Below are 9943 nucleotides of genomic sequence, written 5' to 3' on the forward strand. Positions count from 1 at the left end.
TTGACACGACTACCTCATGAGCGACCAGGCGATGCCGTCCGGCACCTGCGACAGACGGCGCCGATCGGTCAGACGTACAGCTTGCGGAGTTCCCTGGCCATGTCGGAGACCTCGGTCAATGTGCCGCTCGCCACCGACATCACGAAGGCCTCGGCCTGGTCCACGTCAACGTCCTGGACCGGCACCCCGTTGAGGCCCAGAAAAACACGAGTGGCCGCCCAGGCAAGTCGCTTGTTGCCATCAATCAGCGCGTGGTTCATGCATACCGAGTGGAGCAACGCGGCGGCTTTGAGCCAAAGCTCGGGATAGGCCTCCTGACCGAAGACCACGGTCGCAGGACGTGCGGCGGCCGATGAGAGCAGACCAGGATCACGGATCTGTGGCGCCTCACCCAGAACAACCTCAGCGATCAACATGAGGTCGTCGGCCTCGAGATAATTGATCACTGTGCCAATCGCCGCAGCAACTCGGCGTCCCGTTCGGCGACCTCCCCCGCGAGGTCGCGCACCCGGGACCGGCGGCTGCGTGCGGAGACATACTCCTCGATCGCTTCGACGATGGCCGCGTCTACCGACCGATGCTCCTGCGACGCGAGATCGGTGAGCCGTTCAAGCAGTCCGTCGGGCAGATTGACCGTAGTGACCATGCGAACCATGATACCGAGCCCAGCCAGGCACGATTAGACGATCTTGGCCAAACTCCAGGCGATGCCGTCGAGGATGTCGTGCTCGGAGGCGATCACGGCGTCCGCCCCGGCGCGCTCCATGAGCACCCGCAGCACCAACGCGCCCGCGCCGATGACGTCGGCCCGGCCCGGGTGCATGCCCGGCAGCGCGAGCCGCTGCTCCCGCGTCATCGCGAGCAGGTCCGCGCAGACCTTCGCCACCTCGTCGTAGGACAGCCGCGCGTGGTGGATGCGTTCGGGCTGGTAACCGTCCAGGCCGAGGGCCAGCGCGGCCACCGTCGTGACCGAGCCCGCGACACCCACGAGGGTACGCGCACGCGCGGCACCGACCGCGTCAAGCGCCCCCGCCACGGTGGCGGCGATATCCGTCTCGGCGGCGGCCACCTCGGCGGCACTCGGCGGATCGCCGTGCAGATGGCGCTCGGTCATCCGCACACACCCGATGTCGATGCTGACCGCCCGGTCCACGGCCGCGTCGCCGACGATGAACTCCGTCGACCCGCCCCCGATGTCGACGACGAGGTACGGCGACTCGGCGGAGCGCGGCAGCCCGCGCACGGCGCCGCTGTACGACAGCGTCGCCTCCTCCTCGCCGGTCGCCACGTCCGGCGCCACCCCGAGGGTGGCGACGACCATGTCGCGGAACTCGGCGGCGTTCTCCGCGTCGCGGGTGGCGCTCGTCGCGACCATGCGCGTGCGGGTCGCCCCGAGGTCGCGGATCACGGCCGTGTAGTCGGCGAGGACGACGCGGGTCCGCTCGATCGCCGCGGGCGCGAGCCGCCCCGTGCGGTCGACCCCCTGGCCGAGGCGCACGATCTCCATCCGCCGCACCAGGTCGGTCAGCGGCGCGTCATCCCGCTCCGGCAGGTCGGCCACGAGCAGCCGGATGGAGTTCGTCCCACAGTCGATCGCCGCAACCCTCGTCACGCCGTTCACCCTAACTCCGCCCTCACCAGGCCCGAAGCGCCCTGCTCACAGGTGCAGGAGCATGCGGGTGTTGCCCAGGGTGTTGGGCTTCACCCGCTCCAGGCCCAGGAACTCCGCGACGCCCTCGTCGTACGAGCGAAGAAGTTGTTCGTAGACGTCGGGCGGGACGGGGGTGCCGTCGATCGGCCGGAACCCGAACGAGCCGAAGAACCGGGTCTCGAAGGTGAGGACGAACACCCGGCGCACGCCGAGGACGCGGGCCTCGGCCAGCAACGCCTCCATGATCTCGTGGCCGATGCGCTGGCCGCGCCGGTCGGGGTCCACCGCGACCGTGCGGAACTCGGCGAGGTCCTCCCAGAGCACGTGGACCGCGCCACACCCGACGACCTTCCCGTCGAGCTCGGCCACCCAGAAGTCCGTGACGTCCTCGTAGAGCGCCACGGTCGGCTTGCTGAGCACGCGTCGGTCGTCCGCGTAGACGTCGATCAGGCGACGGATCTCGCGGACGTCGGCGGTGCGGGCGCGGCGAACAGTGACGGACACCCGACGAGCCTAGACGTTGTCCGGGCCACGACAGAGTGTGGCCGCGACGGTTGATCGACGACACATTCGTCGGGCATGACCCGGACACATCGCCTTCCCGTCGTGGTCGCCGGCGCGGCGACGCTCGTCGTCGCCCTGGGCTGCGGCGTCATCAACCAGGCCAAGGACCTCGTCGACAACGTCGCCACGCTGGGCGACTTCGCCGACCGCCTCGGCAAGGCACAGAACCTGACCTACACCGCGAAGTACGACCTTGCCGGGCAGGGCGAGGACGTCGCCCACCTGACCATGGCCCAGCAGCCGCCCAACACGGTCTTTCTGGGCAAGGAGGGCAGGTATCTGTCACTCGCCGACGCCACATACGTCTGCGACGTGAAGGACGGCGGGACGACCTGCACCCGGTCGCCGAGCACGGCCACCGCCGGTGCGGACGGGTCGGCGCTCGCGGGCGCGGCCGGTGGCACGTTCGTCAGCCCGGAACTGGCGCTCGGGCTCGTCCTGGCGGCGAGCGTGGTGCCGGGCGTGACCGTGTCGAAGTCGGAGAAGACGATCGCCGAACAGGACGTCCTGTGCGCGAACGTGACCGGCCTGGAGGCGGCCGCGGACGCCGGTACGACCGACGGCCTGCGCGACTTCTCCGTCTGCATCACCGACAACGGGGTGCTCGCCTCGTTCGCGGGCACGCTGCAGAACGGGGAGGCGGCGAAGGTCGAGATGACGAGCTACTCGACGAAGGCCGACCCGAAGCTGTTCGAGCTGCCCAAGGGCGCCAGGATCGTCGATACGGTCGCCACACCGACGGGGTGAGCGCTCATTCGCCCGGGGGCGCGACGCACGGTCCGGCCGCCCACCACGGTCCGCACAGTTCCAGCGTCTCGTCCCCGAGCGGGTTCACCCCCGGGCCGGCGGCCAGCGCGTGACCCAGGTGCACGTGCAGGCACTTCACCCGGGTGGGCATGCCACCCGCCGACACCCCGGCGATCTCCTCGACGTGCCCGATCTCCTCGCGGCGGGCCAGGTAGCGCTCGTGCGCCTCCCGGTAGCGGGCGGCCAGGGCCGGGTCCTCCGCCAACCGCGCGGCCATCTCCTTCATGACGCCGGCCGATTCGAGGGTGCTCACCGCGGCCGTGGCGCGCGGGCACGTCAGGTAGTACAGCGTGGGGAACGGGGTGCCGTCGGGCAGGCGGGGCGTCGTCTCGACCACGTCGGGCAGCCCGCACGGGCACCGGTGGGCCACGGCCCGCGTGCCGCGCGGGGTGCGCCCCAACTGGGCGCCCACCACGGCCAGGTCGTCCTCGGTCGCCGGCTCGTGCGTGGGGGGACCCACCAACGCCGCGATGTCGCTCATTCCGTCACCTCCGCTGCGCTCCGGCGCCGGTAACGCGCGCTCCCGGGTTGTCACCTCAACCGGTCGGGGCACCGTCCGCCGCCTGGATCGTGGACCACAGCTGGTCGAACCAGGGGCCCGAGTCCTTCGCCTTCGCCTCGTCGTTGGCGACCGCCGACTGCGGCGCCTCGACGATCACGTACGCCACCTCGCCCGGCTTCACGTAGTGCAGCCGGCGGCGCGCCTGCGTCCGGACGTACTCGTCGTCCTCCCACTTGGCGAGCTGCTCGGAAAGGTCGGCGATGCGCTTGCGCTGGGCCTCCTGCGCCTGCTGCATGCGCTCGATCTCGGCCTGCTGGGCCAGGTAGACCCGCACCGGGTACGCGTACGCGAGGGCGAGCGCGATGAGCACCAGCGCGAGGACGGTGGCCCGCCCGCCCAGCCGGCGGGGCCGGACGCCCATGCGCCGGATGCCGTCGCTGACGACGCGCCGGGCCCGGTTGTGCGCGGGTGCCCGCTCGCCGCCGCGCCCCGGGGTGCCGACCCGCGATGAGGTGGCCGAGGGGCCGCGTGTGGCGCCTCCCGGGCCGATTCCGCCACGTCGGGCGCCACGACGACCGCTCGGGGCGTGACCGCCCGGGCGCTGGCCACCCGGCATCCGCCGCTGCGCCATCGCCCGTCACCCCGCTCTCTTCGTGTGCCCGGTGGGCCTCAACGCGGGCCGGCCGGAGACCTCGGCGCGGGCCGACCGGCGTGCCGGCCACCCACCGCCATCGCGAGAGGGTGACCGGCACGAACGGCCGGCGTTGAGCGCGGAGGTCCATCGCACGCCTCCCGTTGGAAGGCCAGCGACGTCAACTAGGCCTTACCGTACCTCGGGAAGGCGGCCTTGCCGGCGTAGCGCGCCGCGTCGTCCAGCTCGTCCTCGATGCGCAGGAGCTGGTTGTACTTGGCCACGCGCTCCGAACGGGCCGGGGCGCCGGTCTTGATCTGGCCCGAGCCCACGGCGACCGCGAGGTCGGCGATCGTGGTGTCCTCGGTCTCGCCGGACCGGTGGCTCATCATCGTCTTGAACCCGTTGCGGTGGGCCAGCTCCACGGCATCGAACGTCTCCGTGAGCGAGCCGATCTGGTTCACCTTGACGAGCACCGCGTTGGCGGCGGACAGCTCGATGCCGCGCGCGATGCGCTCCGGGTTGGTGACGAAGAGGTCGTCGCCGACGATCTGGATCTTGCCGCCGAGCGCCGTCGTCATCGCGGCCCAACCCGACCAGTCCTCCTCGGACAGCGGGTCCTCGATCGACACGATCGGGTAGTCCGTGGCGAGCTTGCCGTAGTAGGCGATCATCTCGTCGGCCGACTTGTTCGCGCCCTCGAAGACGTACGAGCCGTCCTTGTAGAACTCGGTGGCGGCCACGTCGAGCGCGAGCACGATGTCCGTGCCGAGCGAGTAGCCGGCGGCCTGCACGGCCTCGGCGATCAGGTCGAGGGCGGAGGCGTTGCTCGGCAGGCTGGGGGCGAAGCCGCCCTCGTCGCCCAGGCCGGTGGCCAGGCCCTTCTTCTTGAGGACGCTCTTGAGCGCGTGGTAGACCTCGGCGCCCGAGCGCAGCGCCTCCTTGAACGACGGGGCGCCGATCGGGGCGACCATGAACTCCTGGACGTCCACGTTGGAGTCCGCGTGGGCCCCACCGTTGAGGATGTTCATCATCGGTACGGGCAGCAGGTGCGCGTTCGGGCCGCCCAGGTACCGGAAGAGGCTCAGCTCGGACGAGTCGGCCGCGGCCTTCGCGACGGCCAGGGAGACGCCGAGGATGGCGTTGGCGCCGAGGCTCGACTTGTCGGGCGTACCGTCGAGGTCCAGCATGCGCTGGTCGATGGCGCGCTGGTCGGACGCCTCGTACCCGACGAGCTCGGGCGCGATCTTCTCGGTGATGTTCTCGACGGCGGTCTGCACACCCTTGCCGAGGTAGCGCTTGGTGTCCCCGTCGCGAAGCTCGAGCGCCTCGAACGCGCCGGTGGAGGCGCCGGACGGCACGGCCGCCCGGGCGATGGTGCCGTCGTCGAGACCGATCTCGACCTCGACGGTCGGGTTGCCGCGCGAGTCCAGGATCTCGCGGGCGATGATTCCCTCGATGGTGGCCACTGTTCGATAACTCCTCATGTGCGAAGGTGCGGCTGAGTCGTGGGGCCGCGCCGCGGGCGCGGCGATAGGCAATGGCCGCGCCGCTGAGGCCGAAGTCTTCGTCATGGCAGCCTATCGAGGCCGTCACGGACCGGTCGCGCGAGGCTCGACCCCCGCACACGATCGTGGGCTACGATGCCGGTCGCCGACCCCTTCTCATTACCCTACGGTGGTATCTCGTGACGGTCAGCTATATCCCGGCGGTGCGCGCCCCCCGTCCCCCGGAACCCGACGACCTGGCCGTGTTCGTGGTCGGTGCGGACGTCATGACGGATGCTGTCGCGGACCGTCCGGAGAAGTGCCCCTCGTCGGACGGCCTCCCGCGACTCGGGACTCTGCCGGACGGCGCCGAGCCGGTCCCGCTGGGCAGCGTGGACGGGCGGCCGGTCTGGCTGGTCGATCTCACCGGCGCGGCCGGCGAGCGGCCCGACCCGCAGGCCATGACGATCCGGCCGTGGACGTACTTCACCACCCACCCTGACCAGGCCGTGACCCAGCTCGTCGCGCGCGCCCTGCAGGTGGCCCACTTCCGGCGCGGCCGGGTGTTCTGCGGTGTCTGCGCCACCCGGATGGTCGACGTGGCCGGCCAGCCGGCCCGCACGTGCCCGGCCTGCGGCCGGTTCGAGTGGCCGGCGCCGATCACGGTCGCCCTGGTCGCCGTCTGGCGCGCCGGCGCCGACGGCCGCCGCGAGCTGCTGCTGGCCCGTCACACGTACGGCCACCGCGACTTCTGGGCGCTCGTGGGCGGGTACCTCGATCCGGCCGAGAACCTGGAGGACACCGCGCGCCGAGAGGTCGCCGAGGAGGTCGGCCTCGACGTCGACGAGATCACCTATGTCGGCAGCGAGGGCTGGGGCACGCGCGCGCCGGGCGTGCTCCTCACGGTTTTCACCGCACGCTGCGCGGACCCGCAAGCGGCCCCGGCGGTCGACGGCCGGGAGATCTCCGCGGCCCGGTTCTTCCCGCTCGACGAGCTGCCCGGGGAGCTGCCGCCGGCAGAGTCGATCGCGCGGCGGGTCATCGACTCGCTTCGCTGAGGTTGGCGAGCAGCGCGGGCAGGTGCCGCGGGGCCGGCGAGCCGTGCGCGAGCATCGCGTCGTGCCAGTCGCGCACGGCTGTGCCCGCCGGACGCCCCGCCGCGGCCGTCGAGACCTCGAGGTAACCCACGAAGTACGTCGAGAGCTGCGCGGACGTGAGCAGCGCGCGGCGCCACTTGCCGGCCGCCTCGCCCTCCTCCTGAAAGCCGCGCTCGGTCATCAGCGCCATCGCGTCGGCCTCGGTGAAGTCCTCGCAGTGGGTCAGCTGGTCCAGGATCGCGTTGATGATCATGCGTAGCCGCATCTTGAGCTGCTGCAACCGCACGGGCAGGCCGCCATAGCCGTACTCGACCATCATCTGTTCCGCGTACACGGCCCAGCCCTCCACGAACGGCCCGGACGCCGTGGCGGCGCGCACGGGCGAGCTGCCCCGGTAGGCCCGCGCGTGCGCCAGCTGCAGGAAGTGACCGGGCATCGCCTCGTGCACCGTCAGGTTGCGGATCATGTGGTTGTTGTATTCGCGGTAGAACGACGCAACCCGCTCCGGCGGCCACGACGCGGGCGTCGGCGCGATGCAGAAGAACGTGGGCAGCCCGGCGCTCTCCAGCGGACCCGGCGCGTCGCAGTAGGCCACCGAGACGCCCCGCGAGAACTCCGGCATCTCCAGGATCTCGCATGGGTCGTCCACAAGGGACACAAGCTCGTGCTGGCTCACGAACGCCGAGGTGTCCGCGAACATGTCGCGCGCCAGGTCGACGATCGTCGCGTCCGAGGGGTGCTCGGCGGCGAGCCGGCCGAGGGCGTCGCGCACTGTCGCGTCGGACTCGTCGCCGCCGGTGAAGGCCGCCGCGGCCTGCCTCAGCGCCGCGGTGGTCGAGTCCAGTTCGGCGTACGCCCGGCGCAGCAGCGCGGCCGCGCCGATCTCCGTGTCGAGCGCGTGCCAGAGCTTGCCCTCCCAGATGCGCCGGCCGAGCCTCGGGTCGCGGCCCGTGTCGGCGGCGACGCGGGCGCGCAGCCAGTCGGCGAAGTCGCGCAGCGCCGCCTCCGCGGCCTGCGCCGCCGGGGTGACCGTGGCGGCCAGGGCGGGCGCCTGCGCGAGCAAACCGGGCACCTCGTCGCGGACGAGGACGGCCGTCCCCTCGAACTGGCCGACGGCCGTCTCCAGGTGCACGCGCGGGCAGTCGGCGAGCACGGCCTTGGCCGTGGCCAACGCGTCGGGCACCTGCCGCAGCCGCGACGCGAGGCTGGTCAGCCGCTCATCGGCCGGGGCGAACGGGCGCGTGAGCAGCGCGTACAGCAACCCGCCGGGGTTGTGCGCCGTCGGATCCCACTCGTGGTCGCACACCTCGGTCAGGTCGTAGAGGGTGCGGTCGATCAGGTTGGTGAGCTGCGCGTGGTCGACCTGCTCAGGCAGATCGAGCGCGTCGACGTCGAGCGAGCTGAGCGCGTCGGCCGCGTCGCGCAGCATGCCGACCCGCGCCGCGACCGCCTCAGCGCCCCAGTCGGGCAACTCGCCGTCCACCCGGTGGTCGCCGGCCTCGTGGGCAAGCGCGGGGTCGTAGGCCAGGACCTCGTCCACGATGCGAGTGGCCAGGGCAGGGAACTCGGGGACCATCAACGCAACCTACATCGCCGGACCGACCATTCGCGTCTATGCAGGTCGATGACGGTTTACGCAATGCCTCCTTAGTGCTACCGTGTCTGGGAGCGCTTCCATGGGAACGCTCCCAGACTTTGGCCAGCAAGCAGCCACAGACCATCCTCCGAGGGGTCGGGGGGTTCGCCCGAGCGCCGCGGGCGGGCCCCCCGAGTGGCTTTTATGGGGGTCTCGCCACCGGTTGCGCGAAGTGGCGCGCACGTCACGAACGGTTAACCGCGCCGTCACGAACCGACGGTACGTTGCCATGGTGGTCACGATGCGCGACACCGCAGCCCCGCACGGCAGCATGGCGCACCTCATCGAGAACACCGAGGACCTGCCCCTCCTCGCGCCGGTCACCCGTCAACTGAGCTGGGACCGCATCCACGAGCTGAGCCAGGCGCCCCGCCACGTCGCCGGAGGCGATCCCGACCACCGCCTCATCACCAGCGTCCGCCGCACGGCCGCGGTGCAGCGCGGCACCCGGATGAAAAAGATCTTCATGGCGGCGCAGCTGCCCGGCTACCTCGCCGGACGGCTCATCTCCGGCTTCTGCTACCGGTCGGCCGACCTGGCCGACCTGCGTACGGCCGCCGAGCTGACCGTGCTCACCGGCACCCAGCCGGCCCCCGGCACCACCACCGACGTGGTCTTCGTGCTGCGCTGGCGCGCCACCGACCCGATCGACTACCACATCCCGTTCACGACGCCGGTCGACGACCTCGCGGCCTACCCGGGTCTCGCCGCCATCCCGCCGCACGAGCGCGTCGGCCCGCCCGTGCTGGGCACCGGCTTCGCGCCGAGCCGCCACCACCTGGTTCCCGAGTTCGTCACCGCCGACCTCGCCGACCTGCCGCTGCCCGCGAACGCCACCATCGTGGCGCACACCGCCGAGGGCACCGAGGTGCCTCTCTACTCCTACCTGCCCGAGCAGCGCGCCTGGCTGCGCCTGTTCGGGCCGCAGTGGCGCGGCCTGCTCGCCGGCATCCCCGGCGTCCAACCCGACCAGGAGTACGTCGCGACGGCCACGGACCCGGCCGCCCCCACCACCCGCCTGGTCGGCCGTTACCAGGGCGAGCTCTACGACGCCGTGGCCGACCCGCCGCACGAGTTCCGGGTCCTGGCCCGCGGCCGCGCACCCCACTTCCGCATGGAAACCCTCGCCCGCCGCACCAGCCGGACCGTCTGGCGCGGCACCGCGTGCACGGTCGTCCGCGCCGAGGGCGATTGGCTGCGCGTACGCCTGTGCCGCCCCGACGCCCAGACGATCCCCAACCTGGGTGCCCAGTGCGTCGACCGTGGCGTCTACGAGGCCTGGGCCCCACTGGCGGAGTGCGCCGACCTCCGCGAGACGGAGACCCGCTACATCCTCTAGCCCACTCAGCCCTCACCAGCCGCCCAGCCGCCGCCTCCGGCTCCACCCGCCGGCGCCCGTGGCGACTTTGTCCGACATAGCGACCCCTTTTCGCCACACGCCCTCTGCCAACGCACCGCGCGCTGCCTGGCCGTCCTCAGGGGGCAGAGGCGACGCGCCGTGGCTCCCGCCTTGCCAAAGTCACGCCTATGGCGAGGCAACCAGCGGCCCACCCCGCCAAAGTCACGCC

General features: G+C 71.8%; 11 protein-coding genes. 3 read left to right on the forward strand and 8 right to left on the reverse strand.

All coding sequences use genetic code 11. The features are described from left to right. Positions 1–68 precede the first annotated feature (68 nt). From ABD191_RS08380 to ABD191_RS08395, 4 genes are read right to left on the reverse strand one after another with little or no spacing between them, the layout of a single operon-like run. Complete coding sequence (locus ABD191_RS08380; RefSeq protein WP_344078642.1) at positions 69–446, reverse strand: type II toxin-antitoxin system death-on-curing family toxin; 378 nt, start codon at positions 444–446, stop codon at positions 69–71. After that, positions 443–646, reverse strand: coding sequence for an Arc family DNA-binding protein (locus ABD191_RS08385; protein ID WP_344078644.1), 204 nt, complete (start codon positions 644–646; stop codon positions 443–445). The genes ABD191_RS08380 and ABD191_RS08385 overlap by 4 nt, the downstream gene beginning before the upstream one ends. Positions 647–679: 33 nt before the next feature. Further along, positions 680–1612 (reverse strand): Ppx/GppA phosphatase family protein, encoded by a 933-nt coding sequence (locus tag ABD191_RS08390; protein WP_344078645.1) that lies wholly within the window; start codon positions 1610–1612, stop codon positions 680–682. 45 nt (positions 1613–1657) lie between these two features. Continuing rightward, positions 1658–2155, reverse strand: coding sequence for an amino-acid N-acetyltransferase (locus ABD191_RS08395; RefSeq protein ID WP_344078648.1), 498 nt, complete (start codon positions 2153–2155; stop codon positions 1658–1660). Between the two features lie 75 nt (positions 2156–2230). On the opposite strand from ABD191_RS08395, the gene ABD191_RS08400 reads away from it, so the two are divergent. After that, positions 2231–2962, forward strand: a complete 732-nt coding sequence (locus ABD191_RS08400) for a hypothetical protein (RefSeq protein WP_344078650.1) — start codon at positions 2231–2233, stop codon at positions 2960–2962. A 4-nt stretch (positions 2963–2966) separates the two neighbouring features. Here the strand turns inward: ABD191_RS08400 and ABD191_RS08405 are convergent, their stop codons facing one another. The 3 genes from ABD191_RS08405 to eno form a co-directional block, all read right to left on the reverse strand. Next, positions 2967–3503, reverse strand: a complete 537-nt coding sequence (locus ABD191_RS08405) for a DUF501 domain-containing protein (RefSeq protein WP_344078652.1) — start codon at positions 3501–3503, stop codon at positions 2967–2969. A gap of 55 nt (positions 3504–3558) precedes the next feature. Next, complete coding sequence (locus tag ABD191_RS08410; RefSeq protein WP_344078654.1) at positions 3559–4155, reverse strand: FtsB family cell division protein; 597 nt, start codon at positions 4153–4155, stop codon at positions 3559–3561. Between the two features lie 185 nt (positions 4156–4340). Beyond that, entirely contained in the window at positions 4341–5624 is a 1284-nt protein-coding gene (eno, locus tag ABD191_RS08415) for a phosphopyruvate hydratase (protein ID WP_344078656.1), read from the reverse strand. A 218-nt stretch (positions 5625–5842) separates the two neighbouring features. On the opposite strand from eno, the gene ABD191_RS08420 reads away from it, so the two are divergent. Continuing rightward, complete coding sequence (locus ABD191_RS08420) at positions 5843–6700, forward strand: NUDIX domain-containing protein (protein WP_344078658.1); 858 nt, start codon at positions 5843–5845, stop codon at positions 6698–6700. Here ABD191_RS08420 and ABD191_RS08425 read toward each other — a convergent pair. Continuing rightward, entirely contained in the window at positions 6681–8315 is a 1635-nt protein-coding gene (locus ABD191_RS08425; protein WP_344078659.1) for a DUF885 domain-containing protein, read from the reverse strand. The genes ABD191_RS08420 and ABD191_RS08425 overlap by 20 nt on opposite strands. A gap of 301 nt (positions 8316–8616) precedes the next feature. On the opposite strand from ABD191_RS08425, the gene ABD191_RS08430 reads away from it, so the two are divergent. Beyond that, on the forward strand, positions 8617–9714 hold the full coding sequence (locus ABD191_RS08430; protein ID WP_344078661.1) for a hypothetical protein: 1098 nt from the start codon (positions 8617–8619) through the stop codon (positions 9712–9714). Positions 9715–9943: the final 229 nt, after the last annotated feature.

The organism is Luedemannella helvata, assembly GCF_039528415.1.
GTDB lineage: Bacteria > Actinomycetota > Actinomycetes > Mycobacteriales > Micromonosporaceae > Luedemannella > Luedemannella helvata.

Coding starts and splice junctions, on each gene's coding strand:
- ABD191_RS08425 (WP_344078659.1), bottom strand. CDS start 8,315: ATGGTCCCCGAGTTCCCTGCCCTGGCCACTCGCATCGTGGACGAGGTC.
- ABD191_RS08400 (WP_344078650.1), top strand. CDS start 2,231: ATGACCCGGACACATCGCCTTCCCGTCGTGGTCGCCGGCGCGGCGACG.
- ABD191_RS08410 (WP_344078654.1), bottom strand. CDS start 4,155: ATGGCGCAGCGGCGGATGCCGGGTGGCCAGCGCCCGGGCGGTCACGCC.
- ABD191_RS08385 (WP_344078644.1), bottom strand. CDS start 646: ATGGTCACTACGGTCAATCTGCCCGACGGACTGCTTGAACGGCTCACC.
- ABD191_RS08430 (WP_344078661.1), top strand. CDS start 8,617: ATGCGCGACACCGCAGCCCCGCACGGCAGCATGGCGCACCTCATCGAG.
- ABD191_RS08405 (WP_344078652.1), bottom strand. CDS start 3,503: ATGAGCGACATCGCGGCGTTGGTGGGTCCCCCCACGCACGAGCCGGCG.